The sequence below is a fragment of the Cupriavidus sp. KK10 genome, assembly GCF_018223725.1.
Classification (GTDB): Bacteria; Pseudomonadota; Gammaproteobacteria; order Burkholderiales; family Burkholderiaceae; genus Cupriavidus; species Cupriavidus necator.
Map to the genome: position 1 here is coordinate 4,383,127 of NZ_CP073677.1, position 18,827 is coordinate 4,401,953.

Sequence of the window (18,827 nt, forward strand, 5' to 3'; positions counted from 1 at the left end):
AACGGACTAGGCGGTTTCCCTACGGGCGGTAGCCGCTCAGCTGCGATTGAGCGAAGCCGCGTCGAGGAAGGCCGGGCGCTCGCCGCCACCGTCGATCACAAGGTTGGCGCCCGACACGTACGACGCCTGAGGCGATGCCAGGAACAGGCACGCGCCGGCGATGTCGTCCGGGTGCGCGAGCCGGCCCAGCGGCACCGTCGCGGCCATGGTGCGCAACGCCTCGGGGTCGCCGTAGTGCTGCTGCTGCGAGGTGTCGGTCAGCACCATGCCCGGGCTGACCGCGGCAACGCGCACCTTGGGCGCCCATTCCACCGCGAGCGTGCGCACCGCATTGAGGATGCCGGCCTTGGCGGCGCCGTAGGCCGCCGTGCCGGGCGAAGGACGCAGCGCGCTGACGCTGCCCACGAACAGCTGCGTGCCGCCGCCGGCCTGTTGCTGCATGCGTGCATTGGCGCGCTGCGCGAGCTGCAGCGGCGCCACCAGGTTGAGCCGGATCACCGATTCCAGCAGCCGTGGCGAGGCCTCCGCGACCAGCGCGAACGGCGAGCCGCCGGCGTTGTGGATGACCACGTCGAGCGTGGGGCTGGCCTGCGCGATCTGCGCCAGCATGGCATCGGCCTGTTCGATGTCGCGGATGTCCGCCGGGATGAAGCGGGCGCTGCGGCCATCCGCGGCCGGCAGTTCGCTGTCGTCAGCGGGCGCGGTGCGGCCGCATACGAAGACCTGCGCGCCGGCGCGCAGGAAGGCCTCGCCGATGGCGCGGCCGATGCCGCGCATGCCGCCCGTGACCAGCACAGTCTGGCCGGTGTAGTTGAATCCTGTCATGGGTCCCCCTTGATGCATGGAGCACCCATCGTAGGAGAAGTGGCAGTCCGGCTCGTAGTCCGAATGAACGATGCCCGCGCTGGCGGCGCTGCGCAATATGCTGGGCAAACCACGGGAGACGCCCTCATGTCCGCTACGTCACAGCACACGCCTTTGTCCCCACACCCGAACCTGCCGGTCGGGCGCTTCACCACCACGTCAACGGGCCTGCGCCTGCACTGCCTGGACTCCGGCAGCGGCGAGCCGCTGGTCTTTATCCACGGCAGCGGGCCGGGCGCGAGCGGGCACAGCAACTTCCGCCACAACGCGCCGGCCTTCGCCGAGGCGGGCTTTCGCACCGTGGTGGTGGACCTGCCCGGGTATGGCCTGTCGTCCAAGCCAGACGATGTCGAGTACACCCTGGACTTCTTCGTCACCGCGCTGCGTGAGCAGTTGCTGGCACTGGAGCTGCCGCGCTGCGTGCTGGTGGGCAATTCGCTTGGCGGGGCCATCGCGCTGCAGTACGCGCTGGACTTCCCGGAGCATGTCAGCCGCCTGGTGATGATGGCGCCCGGCGGCGTGGAAGAGCGGGAGACCTATTTCCAGATGGAGGGAATCCAGCGCATGGTGTCGCTGTTTACCGGCGGCCACATGAACCCGGACACCATGCGGCAGCTGCTGCAACTGCTGGTGCATGACGCCAGCCTGGTCACCGACGCGCTGGTCGACGAGCGCATGGCGGTGTGCAGCGAGCAGCCGCGCGAGGTGCTGGCCACCATGAAGGTGCCCAACCTGACCGCGCGGCTGGGCGAGATCCGGTGCCCGGTGCTTGGCTTCTGGGGCACGGAGGATCATTTCAATCCTGCCTCGGGCGCCACCAAATTCCTGGCCGGCTGCGCCGACGCGCGCTTCGTCATGATCAACCGCTGCGGCCACTGGGTGATGGTTGAGCACGCCGCCTATTTCAACCGTGAATGTCTCGGCTTCCTGGCGGATACCGCCCAGGGCGGCGCGGCATAATTGGCTCGCACGCCCACACAACAAGACCCAGGAGACATCATGGAATACCCGTATAGCCTGTTCGACCTGCGTGGCGAGGTTGCAGCCATCACCGGTGCCGCGCGCGGCATCGGCGCGGAAACCGCCCGCGTGCTGGCAGCTGCCGGCGCGAAGGTCGCGGTGCTTGACGTACTAGAAGCCGACGGCAAGGCGACCGCGGAAGCCATCTGCGCCGAGGGCGGCGAGGCCGCGTTCTGGAAGCTCGACGTCACCAGCGAAAGCGACGTGGCGCGCGTGTTCGCGGAGATCGCGGCGTGCTTTGGCGGCCTTGGCATCCTGGTGAACAACGCCGGCATCGAAGGGCCCAATGCGCCGACCCATGAGCTGGCGCTGGAGCAATGGCAGCAGGTCATGGCAGTGAACGTGACCGGCACCTTCCTGTGCACCAAGCACGCCATCGGGCACATGGAGCGCACCGGCGGCGGCGCCATTGTCAACGTGTCGTCGATGTACGGCATCGCCGGTGGGCCGGACGTGCCGCCTTATCACGCGTCCAAGGCCGCGGTGCGGATGATGGCCAAGACCGATGCCATGCTCTACGCCGGCAAAGGAATTCGCGCCAACTCCATCCATCCCGGCTATATCCGCACGCCGATGCTCGAACACGTGGCCCAGGCCTCGGGGCAGAGCGAGGCGCTGTTTGACTACCTGGGCGGGCAGACTCCCGCGGGCAAGGTGGGCCAGCCGCGCGACATCGCCGCGGGCATCCTGTACCTCGTGTCCGACGCCGGGCGCTATGTCACCGGCGCCGAGCTGGTGATCGACGGCGGCTACACCGCACGCTAGAACCACAAGGAGAACTCCATGCCCGATAGCGCCGCGATGAAAGCCACGCTGCTCGCCTATGTCGATCGCTTCAATGCCGGTGACGCGCAGGGCGTTGCCGCGCTCTACGCCGACGATGCCACCGTCGAAGACCCGGTCGGCGCGCAGCCGATCGCCGGTAAGCCGGCCATCCTGGCCTTCTACCAGCACACCACCGCGCTGGGCGCGCGCCTGGAGGTGGTGGTGCCGCCGCGCGGCTCGCACGGCGACTCCGCCGCGCTGACCTTTGCCGTGCGCGCCCGCCTGGAAGGGCGGCCGGCCCGCATCGACGTGACCGACATCATGACGTTCGGCGCGGATGGCCGCATCCGCAGCATGCGCGCCCACTGGGGGCCGGACGACGTGCATTTCCTGTAGGCCGGCCGCGCCCATGGCCCGCCACACCCGCGAGGATGCCGCCGTCACGCGGGCGCGCATCCTGGCCAGCGCGCTGCAGCTGATCCGGCACCGCGGCCTGCATTGCGTCACCGTGGACGACGTGGCTCGCGCCATCGGCATGACGCGCGGGGCCGTCTATGGGCATTTCCATTCCCGCACCGAGTTGCTGGGCGCGCTGCTGTCGTGCGCCGAAGCCGACTTCACCGCCCGCCTCGCGCTGCTGGCGCAGGGCCGCGCCGGCAGCGGGCCAGGCACGCTGGAGCAAGCGCTGGCCGCCTTGCTCCATGGCGATGACCTGGCGCGCCACGTCAGCCTGCTGGCGGCGCTGCTGCAGCACAAGTGCGGCGACGACTGCGAGCTTTGCCCGCTGCGCGCCCGCGTGCTGACGGGCGTCGAGACGCTGCGCGCAACATTCGCTGGCCTGCTGCCGGCCCCCGGCCTGGCCAGCCTGCTGGTGGCGCACCTGTGGGGCCTGCTGAGCGCGCACGCCATGCACCTGGCCCCGTCCGGGCTGTCCGGCTGTGCCGCAGCGCTGGCCCGGCTGTATCAAGGACCTGATGTGCCGCCGCATCCGTCCCTGTCCGCTATCCCTTCCTGTCGACCCGACGCCACTTTCGATCCGGCGCTGCTGCGGGATACCCCCTAGTCTGCTCGGACGAAGAGTTTCGGGCCGGCGCTGACTACGATGCTTTCAAAAGTATGGGAACCCAGCAAGGGTGCGAAGGAGACAGCGATGAAGCGGCTCGGATTTCGTTGGGCGGCGGGCCTGGCCGGTGCCGGCGCCGCGATGGGCGCGGCCTGGGCGATTGCCGTGGGCGGCGACCTTGCCACCGCGCATGGCAGCCAGGGCGAGATGCCCGCTGTCAGCGTGGCCTCCGCCGACGCGGCGCAGGACCACTGCAACGACGCCTGCGTGCGCAGCCGCGGCACCGCGGCGTTGGTGGTGCTGAGCCAGAGACCTCCGCAATGACCGGTCGATCGGCCTGCAGATGCAGGCCGATCGACCAGCATCTGCCTGTCAGCGCCGGCCAGCCTGCCGTTGCGCATTCAGCGCTTCCGCGCGCGCCTTGACGTCCCGTGCCACCTGGTCGAAGCCCTGCTTCACCCAGGCACCGTGCTCGCGCATGATGGTCTCCGCGTTCAGCCCGAGGAACAGGTCAGTGGTGAAGTAGCGGGTGCGCCCGGGTCCGGCGGCTTCCAGGTACTGGTCGCGCCGGGCGGCATCCTTGTTCTCGTCGGTGGGGCGCTGCTCCCACGAGAGCAGGCGCTCCGGCTCCCACGCAACCAGGTACTCGTTGACCGGGATGACCTGGTCGGTGCCCGGGATACGCACCTGCATGTACACCATGTCGCCGAGACGACCGGTGGTCTCCAGCCCCGGGCAGAACGTATTCCATTCCGCGTAGCGCGCAAAGTCGGTCAGCACTTCCCACACCAGCGCTACCGGCGCGTCGATCTCCACCTGGATCGACGTCACGAGATTCTCCGCTTTGGCCATTGGCCCCTCCTTCATGAAAGTCATTGGGAAGGGACACACTAGAGCCGTGCATGTGGGCTTCGCATACCCCGAACGGACGAGTCCGGGTGGACGAAGGCGAAGTCGTCGAGGTCATGCAGATTGAGGCTTGCCCCGAGGGCGCGCTGTCCGGCGGCGGCGGCGCGCGGCGGGGTCTCAGTCTCCAACTGCTGTGAGCTTGGTGCCGGCCATCCGGGATGGCTGGCATTTTTTTTGGTTCAACGCCAAACTCCGGGGTGGCGGCGCGGACCTTGAGGAAGATCAGTCTCTCGCAAACGTCGGGCCGCGCGCAGGCCTACATACTTCAGGAGAACTCATGTTTGACCACGTCAAATTCGGAGTCAGCGACTATGCAGCGAGCAAGGCGTTCTTCCTCAAGGCACTCGAACCGCTCGGCGTAGCTGTTGCCTCGGAGGGGCCGCCAACGTATGGTGTCGAGCTTTGCCCAAAGGGGAAGGCTTCATTGTGCTTGTTCCAGACCGAGGAGAAGCCGGCGCATCTACACCTGGCGTTCACGGCCGAGAATCGCCAGCAAGTCGAAGCTTTCCATCGCGCGGCCCTGGAGGCGGGTGCCAAAGACAATGGTGCGCCTGGTCTGCGCCCGCACTACCACGCCAACTACTACGCAGCGTTCGTCATTGGTCCGGACGGGCACAACATCGAAGTGGTTTGCCACCAACCCGAAGCCTGACCCTTCCATCGAGGGACGATTATTTCCCTTCCGGGTATCCCAGCTTCGGATACCAGTCCGCCCCCCGGCCTTCCGGCGTGGTGTCCAGCAGGGTCCACAGCGGATCCAGGTCCGGCGCGCCGCGCGGGTCCTGACCCGGGTCGGCCGAGAGGGCGTACATCTCGCTGCTCCAGAAATGGCGGATCTTGCCGTCCCGGCGCGTAAAGACCGAGTAGGCGGGGACGTCGGCATCCTCGGCGCTGACATAGTCGCGGGTGAAATCGCCATCCACGTCCGCATAGACCTTCAGCTTGGTCCAGCCTCGTGCCTTCTTGGCGGCGACAAGGCGATCGATGGGTGAGCGGGCGATCATCGCCAGCGCCACGCGCTGCTCGATGTCCGGAACCTTGTGATCCCACGACGCCATCACCGATGTGCACATGGGGCAAGGCTGTTCCCGCTGCGGTCCGAACATATAGCTGTAGATGACCAGGGTGTCCTTGTCGCCGAACAGTTCGGCCAGCGTGACCGGACCGCGTTCTCCCTGGAAGGTATAGCGCTTTGCGACCTCGCCGCCCGCGGGCAGGCCGCGGCGCTGTTCGGCCACGCGCTCGATGTGGCGCCGCAGCTCGATCTCCTCCGCAAGCAACGCATTGCGCGCCTTGCGGTACTCCGCGCTTTCATTGGGAAACCGGACGGGGTTTTGTTGCGCCAGCTCTGTTGAGGGAATGAGTTTTGCAGTGGTGTTCATTTCGGTCCCCCTGCCAGGATAGCTACCGCGAATGGCCAGGAAATGTGATGCCGTCGCGCTGCTACGACATTTCCGCGGCCCTCTCGTAGTTCGTGTCAGCCCGGGCCGAAATGTTCCGCGCCATGCAGGGCCGATGCTGCCTGTCCCTTTCCATTTGAGAAAGGACGGTGGAGAAAGCCGCGATTCCAGCCCGGCCTGCCTTCCCCTCATCATGTCTGTGGCGCAATAGCGCGGCAGATGCCTGCCGCCCTTCGACCGCAGCCCGTCCTTACGCGCCAGTGCGATGAGCCGTGCCTCACATCGGCACGCTGCGGCCGACCCGCAAACCTGGAAGCCATGCAATGAAGATCGTATTCCTGGACCGTTCCACCATCTCGCCGCAGACCACGCTGCGAGCGCTGCCGTTCCCGCATGAGCTTGAACTCTACGGGGAAACGGCTGACGAGGACGTCGCCGCGCGCATTGCCGCCGCGGACGTGGTCATCATCAACAAGGTGAAGCTGGATGCCCGGCAGCTTGAGCAGGCACCGAACCTGAAGCTCATCGCCATCGCGGCAACCGGCACCGATGTCGTCGACCTGCAAGCCTGTGCCGCCCGCGGCATCGTCGTCTCCAACATCCGCAACTATGCCGTCCATACGGTGCCGGAACATACCTTTGCCCTGATCTTCGCGCTGCGGCGAAGCCTGGCCGCCTACCACGATGCGGTCCGGCGCGGCCGCTGGCAGGAATCCGGATCCTTCTGCTTCTTTGACTACACGATCAAGGACTTGCACGGGTCGGTGCTTGGCATCATCGGCGACGGCGTGCTCGGCCAATCGGTGGCCAGGATGGCGAGTGCGCTGGGCATGCGACCGCTGTTTGCGGCCCACAAGGGACGCGAGGGCATGGGCCCGCTCTACACGCCTTTCGACGAGGTGCTGCGTCGTAGCGACATCATCACCTTGCATTGCCCGCTGGTGGCGCAGACACGCAACCTGATCGACGCCGCTGAGTTCTCGAAGATGGAACGGCGTCCGTTGCTGATCAACACCGCCCGAGGCGGGCTGGTCAATGAAGCGGCGCTGGTGGAAGCGCTGCAATCCGGAATGGTGGCCGGGGCCGGCTTTGACGTTGCGACGCAGGAGCCGCCCGGCGCGGAACACCCGTTCCATCAGTTGAAGGATGCGCCGAACTTCATCCTGACCCCGCACGTTGCATGGGCCAGCGACGAGGCCGTGCAAGGCCTGGCCGACCAGCTTATCGACAATATCTGTGCCTTCGCGCAAGGAGCGCCCAGGAACGTGGTGGGCGGATGAGGTGCCCCGCCAACGATGGATGGAGCCCAAAATGAAATCAGCAGGACTCAAGGTGCTGGTTGCGCCTGACTCGTTCAAAGGCAGCCTCTGCGCGACTGAGGTGGCGGATTGCATCCGCGCCGGCATCCGGCGCGCGGTGCCTGGTGCGGATGTCACCGTGGCACCGATTGCCGATGGCGGCGAAGGGACCGCCGAAGTCCTGGCGGCCTCGCTTGTGGGCGTGTGGCAGGAGGTGGTTGCCACCGATGCCAATGGCGTGCCAAAGCCGGTGCGGTACTTCCGCGGCCGGACGCAGGAGTTTGGCGAGCTCGCGATCGTCGAGGTGGCTGAGATTGTCGGCCTTCCGCACGCCCTGGTGGCGCCGGGGCAACGCACGACCAGGGGAATCGGTCATGTCATCCGCGCGATCGCTGAGCAGGGTGTCGATACCATCGTGATCGGACTGGGCGGATCTTCCACCAATGACGCAGGGGCCGGCCTGCTGGCGGAAACCGGTTTTTGCTTTACCGATGCGCAGGGCAACGCATTGTGGCCAACCCTGGATACGCTGGACGCGATCTGCGCCGCAACGTATCTGCAGCCTGCGCAGCTTGGCCGAGTCCGGCTGCTGGGCCTGTCCGACGTCAACAATCCGCTCTGCGGGCCAAACGGTGCGACCTTTGTCTTCGGCCCGCAGAAGGGCGTGCAAGACCTGGCCGCTGCGGATGCCCGGCTGGAGCGGTTTGCAAAGCGATGTGCGGCCGTCGTCGGGCAGGATGTTGCCGATGCGCAAGGCAGCGGCGCTGCCGGCGGCATCGGCTTTTCGTTGCGCCTGCTCGGCGCCGAGATCGTTCCCGGCGCGGACTTTGTGCTGGGAGCTGCCGGCCTCGATGCCGGACTCGGCGCCTTCGACTGGGTCATTACCGGCGAGGGACGGTCCGATGCGCAGACCATGATGGGAAAAGGTCCTGCCATGATCGCGCGCATGGCGCGCCAGGCGGGTGTGCCGGTGACGCTGCTCTCGGGGGCCGTCGAGCCCGATGCCGGGCTGGCCGACGCCTTCGACGGGTGCATCTCGATCCAGCAGGGGCCGGTATCGATCCGCTTTGCGATGGAGCATGCGGCGGCATTGCTTGAGGATGCTGCGTGCCAGCTTGCCCGCCTTTACCTCGCGGCCAGCCGCCAGGAAAACCGCCCGGGCGTATAGCAAAAAAGTCTCCCCACCTGGGGAGACCTTCCACGCATCGACGATACTTAGTCCGCGCGAATATTCGATGCCTTGACCACACGCGACCAGGATGCCAGTTCCTGATCGATGAACTTGCCCAGCTCCTGCGGCCCCATGTAGGCAGCGAAGGCGCCTTGTTCCTCGATCTTCTTCCTGTACGTGTCGCTGGCCACGATCTTCTTCACCTCCTGGGACAAGCGCTCGACGATGGCCGGCGGGGTATTCGCCGGCGCAAACAGTGCAAACCAGGACTCCACCTCATACCCTGGCAGGCCAGCCTCCGCGGTGGTCGGCACATTGGGCATGGAGGGATGGCGCTTCGGTCCGGCATAGGCAAGCGCCTTGATCTTGCCCGCTTGCACATGCCCGATCACGCTGGGCGGGGTCGTGATGAACATGTCGACCTGCCCGCTGATCAGGTCGGTGATCACGGGCCCGGCGCCCTTGTACGGTACGTGCGTCATCGGCACCCTGGTCTGCCGCGCCAGCATCTCGCCGGCGATATGCTGGATCGAACCATTGCCGGACGAGGCATAGAACAGGCCTTTGCCATTGCTTTTGCCGTAGGCGACCAGTTCGGCTATCGATGTCACGGGCAGCTTGCCGCTGACGGCGATGACGTGCGGCGCGCGCATGACCAGCGCCACCGGGACGAAGTTGGACGGCTTCCAGCGGATCTGCGGGAACAGCGCCGGATTGCCGACGTGGTAGCCGGAATACTGGAGCAGCAGCGTATAGCCGTCCGGCGCGGCCCGCGCCACGGCTTCGGTGCCGATATTGCCGCTGGCACCGGGCTTGTTGTCCACCACCACGGGTTGGCCAAGTGCGGCCTGCAGTTGTTCGCCAACCAGGCGGGCCACGATATCGGTGGATCCGGCCGGTGCGCTGGGCACCACCAGGGTGACCGGCTTGCTGGGGTAGGCGTTGGCGCTATGGGCCGGGGCGGCCGCAGCCAGGGCTGCCAGGGCGGCCGCGGCGATCGTCATGCGTTTCATGGGGGTCTCCTCCATCGATTTGTCGGGTTGGCCGATCTTCAGTCGACCAGTTCTGATATCTCGATCAGGTTCAGGTCCGGATCGCGCACGTAGACCGAGCGGATCTTCTGCGTGGCGCCGGTGCGCGCCACAGGTCCTTCGACAATGGGCCACTGGCATCGCTGAAGATGGGCGATGACGCCGTCGAGCGGGACCGAAGCGATAAAGCAGAGATCGAGTGCGCCGGGAACGGGCAGGTGTGCCTTGGGCTCGAACTCGGCGCCGCGCTGGTGGAGATTGATCTTCTGGTTGCCGAAGCGGAAAGCCAGGCGACCGTTGCCGAAGGTTTCAGGCTGCATCTGCATGACTTCGGTATAGAAGTGCCGCGTGGCTTCGAGGTCAACACAGGTGAGCACCAGATGGTCAAGATGATCGATCAGGGACATGATGGTTTCCAGGCAGGTGTCAGGGTTGGAAAGCCCGCTGTTCGGGGATCGCGTCGGCGGCAGGCATCGGATGCAGGTCGAGGCGGCGGCCGGCCTTCAGCAGCTGGCTTGGGACGTCATGGCCGATCAGGCCTGGCAAGCGCGCGGCGGCATCGAGGATGGCCGCCAGGTCGACGCCGGTGTCATAGCCGTCCAGTTCAAGCATATGGACGAGTTCTTCGGTGCAGACATTGCCGGTCGCGCCCGGCGCATACGGGCAGCCACCGAGGCCGCCCAGCGAAGCGTCGAAGCGGTCGATGCCCTGGTCCAGCGCGGCGAGCGTGTTGGCCAGCGCCAGGCCCCGGGTATTGTGGAAATGCAGGGTCAGCGCCAGGCTGGGGAACTGCCGCCGCGCGGCTTCGCACAGCCTGGCGACCTGGGACGGAAACGCCATGCCGGTGGTGTCGCACAGCGTCACGCCGTGAGCCCCCAGGTCAGCGAAGCGCTGCATCCAGCCCAGCACGTTTTCCAGCGGCACGTCGCCTTCCATCGGGCAACCCATTGCGGTCGACAGCGAGATGTTGATCGCGGTCGGCGTCTCCCTCACCACGCGGATGACGTCGGCAAGCTGGGCAAACGATTGCTCGCGCGACATGCGCAGGTTGGTGCGGTTGTGGCTTTCGCTGACCGACATCACCAGGTTGACCTCGTCCACCTGGCAGGAAAGCGCGCGCTCGGCGCCGCGCACATTCGGCACCAGCACCGTGTAGACCACACCCTCGCGCCGCGCGATGCGATGCATCACCGCTTCTGCGTCGCGCAGCGCGGGAATCGCCCTAGGCGAGGTGAAGGAAGTCACCTCGATCCTGGCATAGCCGCATGCGCTCAGGGCGTCGATCAGGGCGACCTTGTCATCGGTCTCGACAAAGCGGGCCTCGTTCTGGAAGCCGTCTCGCGTGGCGACTTCATGTATGTAAACCTTTCTGGCAGTCATGCCGGTCTCCTTGTCAGATAATCCCTGCCGCGCGCCATGCCTCGCGCTGCGCCGCGCCGATGCCAAGGCCTTCCAGCACCGCGTCGGTATGCTGGCCAAGCGCGGGGGCGGGGTTGGGCAGTGCGCCGGGGGTGGCGCTCAGCTTCGGTACGATGCCGGGCAACTGGACGGGTGTGCCGTCCGGCAATTGCGCGTCCAGGATCATGTCGCGCGCGCGGTAGTGCGGATCGCTGGCGATATCGGCGATGTCGTAGATCTTGCCCGCGGGGATGCGGGCGCCATTGAGGGCGTCGAGGGCCGCTTCGAGGCTGCGCTGTGCCGCCCATTCGCCAATGGCGGCGTCGAGCATCGCAACCTGGCTGACCCGGCCGTCGTTGTGGGCCAGGGCCGGGTCGTCGCGCAGGTCGGGGCGCTCGATCATATCCATCAGCCGCCTGAAGATGCCATCGCCATTGCCGGCGATCAGCACGTACTTGCCGTCGGCACAGCGGTACGCATTGGTGGGCGCGATGCCGGGAAGACTGCTGCCGGCCGCTTGCCGCACGGTGCCGAACACCGAGTATTCCGGCAACAGGCTCTCCATCATGCTGAACACCGACTCGTACAAGGCCACATCCACGACCTGGCCCTGGCCGCCGTTCTGCTCCCGCTGCCGCAACGCCAGCAGGATGCCGATCACACCGTGCAGGGCGGACAGGGAGTCGCCGATCGATACCCCCACGCGCACCGGGGTGCGGCCCGGCTCGCCGCTCAGGTGGCGCAAGCCGCCCATCGCTTCGCCAATGACGCCGAAGCCCGGCCGGTCGCGATAGGGCCCGGTCTGGCCATAGCCGGACACGCGCAGCATCACCAGCCCGGGGTTGGCCGCCCGCAGGCTGTCCCAGCCCAGGCCCCAGTTTTCCAGCGTGCCCGGGCGGAAGTTCTCGATCAGCACGTCGCTTTGCGCGGCCAGCTTGCGCACGACTTCCTGGCCTTGCGCCGTGCGCAGGTCCAGCGTGACGGACTGCTTGTCGCGGGACTGTGCCTCCCACCAGACCGAGGTGCCTTCATGCAACAGCCGCCACTTGCGCAGCGGATCGCCCGTGCCGGGCGGCTCGACCTTGATGACTTCCGCGCCGAACGCCGCCAGCATGCGCGCGGCAAACGGCCCGGCGATCAGTTGCCCCAGTTCCAGGACGCGTACGCCGGCAAGGGGCTTTGACTTGCTTGTTTCCATCTCCATAGCTCCTGCTGTGTGCTGGAGATAGTGGGTCAAAAGCCGTTGCCTGGTAATCGATGGATTCTCAACCGTCCTTTCCTTGCAGGAAAAGGTGGCCCGTGTTGCCGCTAGGGAGCCCCGCGACCGGCACAACCCGCCGCTTTGCCAGCTATCCCAGGCGGATCAAGGCTTGCATTGAGATGCCGGGGGGCGGGCGTGCCATTTGACAAGGCGCGATCGGCTTACTAGCCTTTCCTGACTTTCAACCCGGTCAGCGCGCTTCGCCAGTGCAATACGATGATCAATCCTGCCCATTTCGATCTCCAGTCCCTGCGTGTCTTCCAGCTGGTGGCCCAGTGCGGCGGGCTGACGCAGGCGGCGAACAAGTCACACATGACGCTCTCGGCCCTGAGCAAACGGATCGCGGACCTTGAGCGCACGGTGGGATGCGCACTGTTCCTGCGCGTTCGGCGTCGGCTTGAGCTGATGCCCGCTGGCCATGAGCTGGTCCAGCATGCGCGCATGGTGCTCGACAAGGTCAACCAGATGGCGGGCGAGATGAGCGACTTCGCCACCGGCGTGCGCGGACACGTCAAGGTCTGGGCCAATACGTCAGCCGTGATCCAGTTTCTTCCGCACGACCTGGCAAGCTTCCTCGTCTCGCAGCCGCTGATCAGGATCAGCCTGGAGGAGCGCCTGAGCCAGGACGTGGTGGTGGCGCTATTGTCCGGTGAAACCGATATCGGCGTGTTGGCCGACAACGTGCCGGCTTATGACATCAGGAAGTCCGTCTATCGGCGCGACCGCCTGGTCGTCCTGGTGCCTGCCGGACATCCGCTGGCCGGGCGCTCGGAAGTGAGTTTCGACGAAACCCTGGAGTACGACTTTGTCGGCCTCAACCAGGGCAGCTCGCTGCTGCAGCGTCTGACCGCCGCTGCATCGGCACTGGACAAGGTCGTGCGGCTGAGGATCCAGGTCAGCAGCTTCGATGCGATCTGCCGGATGATCGAGGCGGGGTTGGGCATCGGCGTCCTGCCAGATGGCGCGGTCCGGCCCGAACTGCTGGGTGCCGGGCTGCATGCCGTCTACCTGTCCGACGCCTGGGCATCACGCATTCTCTGGCTGGGCGTGAGGGACGAAGCGGGTCTCCTGCCGGAGGCAAGGACGCTCCTGGAGCATCTGCGCGCAGCGGGGTCGGCCAGCGCGAGTTGTTGATGACATGGATGTGCCGTGATGCCGGTCACCGACGGCCCACAGGACGCATTTCACCGTCAGCACGGCCTGCCAGGAGATGACGGTGCGCCTAGCGGCGGCTAGTCACGCAAATGCTCGTCCATGAATTTCCGGAATATTTCCATGCTCGGTGCCTCGGTTCGCCCCGCCAGGGTGAAAAAGGCATAGCGGGGGCCGTCATCGACCGCTGGGGTAGTGTCCAGTTCGCATAGTTTTCCTGCGGCAATCTCCGCACGCACTGCCGCGACGATGCTGAACAGTATCGCGTCGGAATCCAGCACAGCTTCGACCAGGCTCCGGACATTCTCGCACCTGAGGCTCAGGCAATGCTCCGGATCGGCGCGCGGTCCGAAGCGCTTCACGAGGTTGCGCGCGACTTCCGTGCTGAGCGGGGCGGAAGCCAGCGGATAACGCATGACATCGTCAAACGTCACAGCGTCTCCGCCGGCGGCCTGTTGCACAAGCGGATGTCCTGTGCGGCAGATAAAGCGACCCTGCAACGCGTTCAGCAACTCGTGGCGAAGGTCCGTTGCTGGCGCCACGCTGCTCACCTCCACGACGACTGCATCAAGCGATCGCTGACGCAGTTGGATCATCAGCGCATCGGAAGTACCAAGCGACACGCTGACCTGTATGCCGGGATGGTGCCTGGCCATGAATCGCAGAAACGGCGTCGCCAGCACTGCGCCCGGCCCGGCGCCCAGGCCGACGCGGATGGCACCCAGGTGGTGGTGGTGGAACAGTTCGACGCTGCGATGCAGTTCCGCTTCCTCGAACACGATGCGCCGGGCCCGGTTGGCAATCAGCTCCCCCAATGGGGTCAGCACATTGCGCTTGCCGTGCCGGTCGATCAGGCGGCCTCCCAGTTCATCCTCCAACGTCTGGATGCTCCGGCTCAGCGCGGACTGGGTCAGGTGCAGGCGTTGCGCCGCCTGGCTGAAGGATGCCATATCCGCCACCATCAGCAGATGCTTGAGATGTTTGAGATGCATTGCGCACTTTGTAATGAGATTTTTGAATAAATTTTAGACTGATAATGCATTGGACGCATGATGGATGGCACTTTACGATCCGATTCCACAAGAACACGGATTGAGGAGACAGCCATGACCCGATTCAAGAACGTCGGCCGCCGTTGGCTCGGCGGCTTGGTTGCAGCACTGCTTTTTGCCGGCCTGGCGCCGGCACACGGCTTTCCTGACCGGCCGGTAACGCTGATGGTGCCGTTCCCGGCGGGCGGCCTCTCCGACGTTGTTGCCCGGAACCTGAACGGGCCCCTCGCCCGGCAGTTCGGGCAGCCGGTCATCGTCGAAAACCTCGGGGGAGCTGGTGGAGCAATTGCCGCGCAGAAGGTCCTTCACGCACCGGCCGACGGCCATTTGCTATTGCAGGCAGGGCCCGGCGAACTCATCACTACGCCGCTGGCCAATGCCGCAATCAAATTCAGGAGCGAGGATTTCCGGCTGGTGCATATGGTCGGCGCTGTCGATCTTGCCATCCTGGTGCGCAGGGATCTGCCGGTAAAGGATGTCGACGAACTGGCCGCCTATGCCGCGCAGGCAGCCAAGGCCGGCAAACCACTGACGTACGCGAGCGTCGGCATCGGCTCGCTCTATCACCTCCTGGGGGCGCATATGTCCCAAACCATCGGAGCGCCGATGACTCACGTGCCATACAAGGGCGGCGCGCCCGTGATCCAGGACCTCGTTGGCGGAATCGTCGATATCTTTATCTCGCCGTTTGGCAAGCCTGATATCGAACGCATGCGCACCGGCCAGGTCAGGATGCTGGCGGTCCTGTCGCCCACACGCGTGGATGCAGTGAAGTCGGTGCCCAGCGTCAATGAAAGCAAGGCGCTGCGGGGCTTCAACTATTCAACCTGGGCCGGGATCTTCGTGAAGAAGGACACTGCCGAGCCGGTTGTGCAAGCAGTGCACAACGCGATTGTGCATACGCTGGCCGACCCCTCGGTGCGTGCCAGCCTGGATACCGCGAACCTGCCTGCGTCCAAGCCGGTGTCGCTTGCAGAAAGTCAGAAGGCCTATCAGCAGAGCATCGAACAATACCGCGGCATTGCCCGCGCCATCGGCTTGCAGCCGCAATAAGGACGCCATGCATCCCATCCTGGCCGCGCTGCGGGACAGCGCCGAAGAGTTCGTAGCAGTTCGCCGTGACCTGCACCGGCATCCGGAACTCGGCTTCGAGGAACATCGCACCAGCGACATCGTGGCCAGCCTGCTCGCCGAATGGGGCTATGAGGTCGAGCGCGGGCTGGGGACAACGGGTGTCGTCGCCCGCCTTCGACGCGGTACGGGCAACCGCAGCCTTGGCATCCGCGCCGACATGGATGCCTTGCCGATAGAAGAGGCCACAGGGCTCCCCTATGCCAGTTGCCATCCCGGCGTAATGCACGCCTGCGGGCATGATGGGCATACCACCATGATACTTTGCGCAGCAAAGTATCTCGCCCGGCGCGGCGGTTTCAGTGGAACCCTGAACCTTATCTTCCAGCCGGCAGAGGAGGGGTTGGGCGGTGCAAAGAAGATGATGGAGGACGGACTGTTCAGGAAGTACCCTTGCGATGCCGTCTTCGCCATGCACAATGTACCGGGCACCGCATCGGGCCGTCTGCTCTTGCGTGAGGGCGCGGCGCAGGCTTCGGCCGACAACGTGACCATTACGCTGGAAGGCGTCGGTGGCCATGCAGCGATCCCACACCACGCGGCCGATCCTGTCGTGGCCGGCGCCTCCATCGTGATGGCCTTGCAGACCATCGTGGCGCGCAATGTCGATCCGCTGCAAGCGGCGGTCATTACCGTGGGCGCGTTCCAGGCCGGTACCGTCTCCAATATCATTCCCTCGCATGCCGTGCTCAGGCTGAGTGTCCGCGCACTGGACCGCGATGTGCGAGAGCAGATCGAACAGCGTGTCAGGGATCTGGTATCGGCGCAGGCGCAGAGCTATGGCGTCACGGCGCAGGTCGATTATCAGCGCGGGTACCCAGTCCTGGTGAATACGCCGGCTGAAACGGCGTTCGCGAGCCAGGTCGCCCTGGAGTTACTGGGCCCGAGCCACGTCAATTGCCAGGCGTCGCCCATTGCCGCCAGTGAGGACTTTGCCTTCATGCTGGATGCCGTGCCCGGCTGCTACCTGTGGATTGGAAACGGCGAAGGCGGAAAGGTCGGAGGCTGCTCGGTCCACAATCCCGGCTACGACTTCAATGACGGGAACATTGCTGTCGGTGCGGCGTATTGGGCCCTGCTATGCGAACGTTTCCTCGTGGACTAACGATCGGCCGGCGGGATGCACAGTCTTCCATCACCGGCTGGGCCGCCAGCGTTCGTCGTCCCAGCGCCACCTACGGTGATCAAATGTCGAAGTAGAGTTGGAATTCCCACGGGTGCGGCCGCACCTTCAATGTATCGATCTCGCGCGTGCGCTTGTAGTCAATCCAGGTGCTGATCAGGTCTTCAGTGAAAACATCACCTTTTCGCAGGAACGCTGAGTCGGCTTCCAGCGCACAAAGCGACTCTTCGAGGGAGCCTGGTACCTGCCGGATGCGGGCGGCTTCCTCCGGTGGCAGATCATAGATGTTCTTGTCGAGCGGGTCGCCGGGGTCCGTCTGGTTTTCAATGCCGTCCAGGCCGGCGAGCAGCATTGCCGAGAAGGCGAGGTAGGCATTGGCCGACGGGTCAGGACAGCGAAATTCAACGCGCCTGGCGCTCGGGGAATCCGAAACCATTGGAATCCTGGCCGCGGCGGATCGGTTGCGCTGCGACATGGCCAGATTGACAGGCGCCTCGTATCCGGGCACCAGTCGCTTATAGGAGTTTGTGCTCGGTGCGCAGAAAGCCATCAGCGCGGGGGCGTGGCTGAGCAAGCCGCCTATATACCAACGGCACATCTGGGACGTCTGCGCCCAACCGTTCTTGTCATAGAAGAGGTTCTCGGCGTCGCGCCAGAGGCTCTGGTGGCAATGCATGCCGCTCGCGTTGTCGGCAAACAGGGGCTTGGGCATGAAGGTGGCGACCTTGCCGTGGCGGCGCGCAACGTTCTTGCAGATGTACTTGTACATCATCACGTTGTCTGCCATGCGCATCAGTGGCGCAAAGCGCATGTCGATTTCGTTCTGGCCGGCCGTGGCGACCTCATGGTGATGCACCTCGACCTGGATGCCGGCCTGCATCAGCGCGAGCACGATTTCGGAGCGGATGTCCTGCAGCGTATCGCTCGGCGGCACGGGAAAATACCCTCCCTTGTAGCGCTGCTTGTAGCCGAGATTGCCGCCACCATAGGCGCCTTCGTCACGGCCCGAGGTCCATTCGCCTTCGGCGGATTCGACATGGTAGTAGCCAGAGTGCTGGTCCTGTCCGAAGCGGATGGAGTCGAAAATAAAGAATTCCAGTTCGGGGCCAAGGTAGCAAACCGTGGCAAGACCGGTTTGCCGGAGATACAACTCTGCCTTGCGTGCGATGTGGCGCGGATCGCGTGAGTACGGCTGGTGCAGGACAGGGTCCAGCACGTCGCAGATCAGCGCCAGCGTTGGTGCTGCGCAAAACGGATCGATGAATGCCGTGGCCGGGTCAGGCCTGACTAGCATGTCGGACTCATGGATTTCCTGGAACCCGCGAATGGAAGACCCGTCGAAGCCGATGCCGGCCGAGAACAAGTCGTCGTTGACTTCCGGCAGCGTGATCGAGAAGTGCTGCCACACGCCGGGCAAGTCGGTGAACCTGAGGTCAACGACCTGGATTGCGTGCGTCCGGATCAGATCGATGACTTCGCCGGGATTTTGCGGCGGCGCAACGTGATAGCTGCCGGGTTCTATTGAGACCATGCCCATATCCGCCTCCATCGTCCGCCAGCAACATCATTCAACATTAGCCTGTCAGATTCCGAATGGAAAGCGCCTCACCAACCTGCAGCCATTGCCGAATGGCTGTGGTCGTCAGCCTGACTCAAGCCGGCTTCCCCAGACTTTCGTTTGGTTCGCCTATTGTTCCCGCGCAGGCGATAGCACGAGTAGCGTAGACGTGCCATGGGCCAGGACGCGCCCGTCCCTCGCAAGCACGCGAGCTTCCGCGGTAATGATTTGACGGCCGTGGCTGACAACGCGGCCTTCGACACGGACCCTGCCTGTATCAGGCTTGATCGGCCGGGAGAAATTTCCCTTGGTTTCGACAGTGGTGTAACCAGTGCCGGCGGGAAGAAGGGAGTTGGCTGCGCACGCGGCTGCGCTGTCAATCAGCGTCAGAGGCCATCCGCCGTGCACCGAACCCATTGGATTGAGCAGTCTGGACGACGGCTCGCCTTCGAACGCGGCGAATCCGTCGCCGACCTCAACTAACCAGAAGTCGAGGACCTGTGAGATAGGCGGCTGTGGCAGGTGACCGTCCACAATGGCTTGAAGAATTGCCCGGCCGTTCATGTTTGCGACGTCGGCGGGTGAGGCAAGGCCATATCGATATTCCATCTCGTCAGATCTCCTCTTCGTT

At 65.1% G+C, this 18,827-nt stretch carries 21 protein-coding genes; 11 read left to right on the top strand and 10 right to left on the bottom strand.

Features of this window, described 5'->3' with window-relative positions; genetic code table 11:
- Nucleotides 1-36: 36 nt before the first annotated feature.
- Nucleotides 37-825, bottom strand: coding sequence for an SDR family oxidoreductase (locus tag KB879_RS20435; protein ID WP_153953863.1), 789 nt, complete (start codon nt 823-825; stop codon nt 37-39).
- A gap of 126 nt (nt 826-951) precedes the next feature.
- Here KB879_RS20435 and KB879_RS20440 point away from each other — a divergent pair, with 126 nt between their 5' ends.
- The 5 genes from KB879_RS20440 (at nt 952) to KB879_RS20460 (ending at nt 4,036) form a co-directional block, all read left to right on the top strand.
- Nucleotides 952-1,824, top strand: a complete 873-nt coding sequence (locus tag KB879_RS20440; protein WP_211979681.1) for an alpha/beta fold hydrolase — start codon at nt 952-954, stop codon at nt 1,822-1,824.
- A 39-nt stretch (nt 1,825-1,863) separates the two neighbouring features.
- The gene (locus KB879_RS20445) at nt 1,864-2,649 is read left to right on the top strand and encodes an SDR family NAD(P)-dependent oxidoreductase (RefSeq protein WP_013952244.1); all 786 of its coding nucleotides are present in this window, start codon (nt 1,864-1,866) and stop codon (nt 2,647-2,649) included.
- Between the two features lie 18 nt (nt 2,650-2,667).
- Nucleotides 2,668-3,045, top strand: coding sequence for a nuclear transport factor 2 family protein (locus KB879_RS20450; RefSeq protein ID WP_013952245.1), 378 nt, complete (start codon nt 2,668-2,670; stop codon nt 3,043-3,045).
- 13 nt (nt 3,046-3,058) lie between these two features.
- Complete coding sequence (locus KB879_RS20455; RefSeq protein ID WP_013952246.1) at nt 3,059-3,712, top strand: TetR/AcrR family transcriptional regulator; 654 nt, start codon at nt 3,059-3,061, stop codon at nt 3,710-3,712.
- A gap of 87 nt (nt 3,713-3,799) precedes the next feature.
- Entirely contained in the window at nt 3,800-4,036 is a 237-nt protein-coding gene (locus KB879_RS20460) for a hypothetical protein (protein ID WP_013952247.1), read from the top strand.
- A 48-nt stretch (nt 4,037-4,084) separates the two neighbouring features.
- Here KB879_RS20460 and KB879_RS20465 read toward each other — a convergent pair whose 3' ends face one another.
- On the bottom strand, nt 4,085-4,564 hold the full coding sequence (locus tag KB879_RS20465; RefSeq protein WP_013952248.1) for an SRPBCC domain-containing protein: 480 nt from the start codon (nt 4,562-4,564) through the stop codon (nt 4,085-4,087).
- Nucleotides 4,565-4,898: 334 nt separating this feature from the next.
- Between KB879_RS20465 and KB879_RS20470 the strand changes: the two genes are divergently transcribed.
- Complete coding sequence (locus tag KB879_RS20470) at nt 4,899-5,273, top strand: VOC family protein (protein WP_013952250.1); 375 nt, start codon at nt 4,899-4,901, stop codon at nt 5,271-5,273.
- Between the two features lie 19 nt (nt 5,274-5,292).
- Here KB879_RS20470 and KB879_RS20475 read toward each other — a convergent pair whose 3' ends face one another.
- On the bottom strand, nt 5,293-6,003 hold the full coding sequence (locus KB879_RS20475) for a DUF899 domain-containing protein (protein ID WP_013952251.1): 711 nt from the start codon (nt 6,001-6,003) through the stop codon (nt 5,293-5,295).
- Nucleotides 6,004-6,344: 341 nt separating this feature from the next.
- Between KB879_RS20475 and KB879_RS20480 the strand changes: the two genes are divergently transcribed.
- Together KB879_RS20480 and KB879_RS20485 are read left to right on the top strand one after the other, a co-directional pair.
- Nucleotides 6,345-7,301, top strand: coding sequence for a D-2-hydroxyacid dehydrogenase (locus KB879_RS20480; RefSeq protein ID WP_013952252.1), 957 nt, complete (start codon nt 6,345-6,347; stop codon nt 7,299-7,301).
- Between the two features lie 31 nt (nt 7,302-7,332).
- Nucleotides 7,333-8,487, top strand: coding sequence for a glycerate kinase (locus tag KB879_RS20485; RefSeq protein ID WP_211979682.1), 1,155 nt, complete (start codon nt 7,333-7,335; stop codon nt 8,485-8,487).
- A 47-nt stretch (nt 8,488-8,534) separates the two neighbouring features.
- Here the strand turns inward: KB879_RS20485 and KB879_RS20490 are convergent, their stop codons facing one another.
- Genes KB879_RS20490 through KB879_RS20505 form a run of 4 tightly spaced genes read right to left on the bottom strand, consistent with a single transcriptional unit; the run spans nt 8,535 to nt 12,117 of the window.
- Nucleotides 8,535-9,503 carry a tripartite tricarboxylate transporter substrate binding protein gene (locus KB879_RS20490; protein WP_013952255.1) on the bottom strand — a complete coding sequence of 323 codons (969 nt, stop codon included), beginning with the start codon at nt 9,501-9,503 and terminating at the stop codon, nt 8,535-8,537.
- A 38-nt stretch (nt 9,504-9,541) separates the two neighbouring features.
- A complete protein-coding gene (locus KB879_RS20495) occupies nt 9,542-9,928 on the bottom strand; it encodes a VOC family protein (RefSeq protein WP_153953858.1) in 387 nt (128 codons plus the stop codon).
- A 19-nt stretch (nt 9,929-9,947) separates the two neighbouring features.
- Nucleotides 9,948-10,901 (bottom strand): hydroxymethylglutaryl-CoA lyase, encoded by a 954-nt coding sequence (locus tag KB879_RS20500; RefSeq protein WP_013952257.1) that lies wholly within the window; start codon nt 10,899-10,901, stop codon nt 9,948-9,950.
- 13 nt (nt 10,902-10,914) lie between these two features.
- Complete coding sequence (locus KB879_RS20505; protein ID WP_211979683.1) at nt 10,915-12,117, bottom strand: CaiB/BaiF CoA-transferase family protein; 1,203 nt, start codon at nt 12,115-12,117, stop codon at nt 10,915-10,917.
- Nucleotides 12,118-12,396: 279 nt separating this feature from the next.
- On the opposite strand from KB879_RS20505, the gene KB879_RS20510 reads away from it, so the two are divergent.
- Nucleotides 12,397-13,314, top strand: coding sequence for a LysR family transcriptional regulator (locus tag KB879_RS20510; protein WP_211979684.1), 918 nt, complete (start codon nt 12,397-12,399; stop codon nt 13,312-13,314).
- 98 nt (nt 13,315-13,412) lie between these two features.
- On the opposite strand, the gene KB879_RS20515 is transcribed toward KB879_RS20510, so the two are convergent.
- Nucleotides 13,413-14,324 carry a LysR family transcriptional regulator gene (locus KB879_RS20515; protein WP_013952260.1) on the bottom strand — a complete coding sequence of 304 codons (912 nt, stop codon included), beginning with the start codon at nt 14,322-14,324 and terminating at the stop codon, nt 13,413-13,415.
- Between the two features lie 57 nt (nt 14,325-14,381).
- Between KB879_RS20515 and KB879_RS20520 the strand changes: the two genes are divergently transcribed.
- On the top strand, nt 14,382-15,437 hold the full coding sequence (locus KB879_RS20520; RefSeq protein ID WP_249221171.1) for a tripartite tricarboxylate transporter substrate binding protein: 1,056 nt from the start codon (nt 14,382-14,384) through the stop codon (nt 15,435-15,437).
- Nucleotides 15,438-15,444: 7 nt separating this feature from the next.
- The gene (locus KB879_RS20525; protein WP_013952262.1) at nt 15,445-16,620 is read left to right on the top strand and encodes a M20 aminoacylase family protein; all 1,176 of its coding nucleotides are present in this window, start codon (nt 15,445-15,447) and stop codon (nt 16,618-16,620) included.
- A gap of 79 nt (nt 16,621-16,699) precedes the next feature.
- Here the strand turns inward: KB879_RS20525 and glnA are convergent, their stop codons facing one another.
- On the bottom strand, nt 16,700-18,175 hold the full coding sequence (glnA, locus tag KB879_RS20530; RefSeq protein ID WP_013952263.1) for a type I glutamate--ammonia ligase: 1,476 nt from the start codon (nt 18,173-18,175) through the stop codon (nt 16,700-16,702).
- Nucleotides 18,176-18,325: 150 nt separating this feature from the next.
- A complete protein-coding gene (locus KB879_RS20535; RefSeq protein ID WP_041228554.1) occupies nt 18,326-18,805 on the bottom strand; it encodes a PaaI family thioesterase in 480 nt (159 codons plus the stop codon).
- Nucleotides 18,806-18,827 lie beyond the last annotated feature (22 nt).

What these genes read in the sequence shown, in the direction of transcription:
- KB879_RS20435 (WP_153953863.1), bottom strand. Translation starts at nt 825, where the DNA reads ATGACAGGATTCAACTACACCGGCCAGACTGTGCTGGTCACGGGCGGC.
- KB879_RS20440 (WP_211979681.1), top strand. Translation starts at nt 952, where the DNA reads ATGTCCGCTACGTCACAGCACACGCCTTTGTCCCCACACCCGAACCTG.
- KB879_RS20445 (WP_013952244.1), top strand. Translation starts at nt 1,864, where the DNA reads ATGGAATACCCGTATAGCCTGTTCGACCTGCGTGGCGAGGTTGCAGCC.
- KB879_RS20450 (WP_013952245.1), top strand. Translation starts at nt 2,668, where the DNA reads ATGCCCGATAGCGCCGCGATGAAAGCCACGCTGCTCGCCTATGTCGAT.
- KB879_RS20455 (WP_013952246.1), top strand. Translation starts at nt 3,059, where the DNA reads ATGGCCCGCCACACCCGCGAGGATGCCGCCGTCACGCGGGCGCGCATC.
- KB879_RS20460 (WP_013952247.1), top strand. Translation starts at nt 3,800, where the DNA reads ATGAAGCGGCTCGGATTTCGTTGGGCGGCGGGCCTGGCCGGTGCCGGC.
- KB879_RS20465 (WP_013952248.1), bottom strand. Translation starts at nt 4,564, where the DNA reads ATGGCCAAAGCGGAGAATCTCGTGACGTCGATCCAGGTGGAGATCGAC.
- KB879_RS20470 (WP_013952250.1), top strand. Translation starts at nt 4,899, where the DNA reads ATGTTTGACCACGTCAAATTCGGAGTCAGCGACTATGCAGCGAGCAAG.
- KB879_RS20475 (WP_013952251.1), bottom strand. Translation starts at nt 6,003, where the DNA reads ATGAACACCACTGCAAAACTCATTCCCTCAACAGAGCTGGCGCAACAA.
- KB879_RS20480 (WP_013952252.1), top strand. Translation starts at nt 6,345, where the DNA reads ATGAAGATCGTATTCCTGGACCGTTCCACCATCTCGCCGCAGACCACG.
- KB879_RS20485 (WP_211979682.1), top strand. Translation starts at nt 7,333, where the DNA reads ATGAAATCAGCAGGACTCAAGGTGCTGGTTGCGCCTGACTCGTTCAAA.
- KB879_RS20490 (WP_013952255.1), bottom strand. Translation starts at nt 9,503, where the DNA reads ATGAAACGCATGACGATCGCCGCGGCCGCCCTGGCAGCCCTGGCTGCG.
- KB879_RS20495 (WP_153953858.1), bottom strand. Translation starts at nt 9,928, where the DNA reads ATGTCCCTGATCGATCATCTTGACCATCTGGTGCTCACCTGTGTTGAC.
- KB879_RS20500 (WP_013952257.1), bottom strand. Translation starts at nt 10,901, where the DNA reads ATGACTGCCAGAAAGGTTTACATACATGAAGTCGCCACGCGAGACGGC.
- KB879_RS20505 (WP_211979683.1), bottom strand. Translation starts at nt 12,117, where the DNA reads ATGGAAACAAGCAAGTCAAAGCCCCTTGCCGGCGTACGCGTCCTGGAA.
- KB879_RS20510 (WP_211979684.1), top strand. Translation starts at nt 12,397, where the DNA reads ATGATCAATCCTGCCCATTTCGATCTCCAGTCCCTGCGTGTCTTCCAG.
- KB879_RS20515 (WP_013952260.1), bottom strand. Translation starts at nt 14,324, where the DNA reads ATGCATCTCAAACATCTCAAGCATCTGCTGATGGTGGCGGATATGGCA.
- KB879_RS20520 (WP_249221171.1), top strand. Translation starts at nt 14,382, where the DNA reads ATGATGGATGGCACTTTACGATCCGATTCCACAAGAACACGGATTGAG.
- KB879_RS20525 (WP_013952262.1), top strand. Translation starts at nt 15,445, where the DNA reads ATGCATCCCATCCTGGCCGCGCTGCGGGACAGCGCCGAAGAGTTCGTA.
- glnA (WP_013952263.1), bottom strand. Translation starts at nt 18,175, where the DNA reads ATGGGCATGGTCTCAATAGAACCCGGCAGCTATCACGTTGCGCCGCCG.
- KB879_RS20535 (WP_041228554.1), bottom strand. Translation starts at nt 18,805, where the DNA reads ATGGAATATCGATATGGCCTTGCCTCACCCGCCGACGTCGCAAACATG.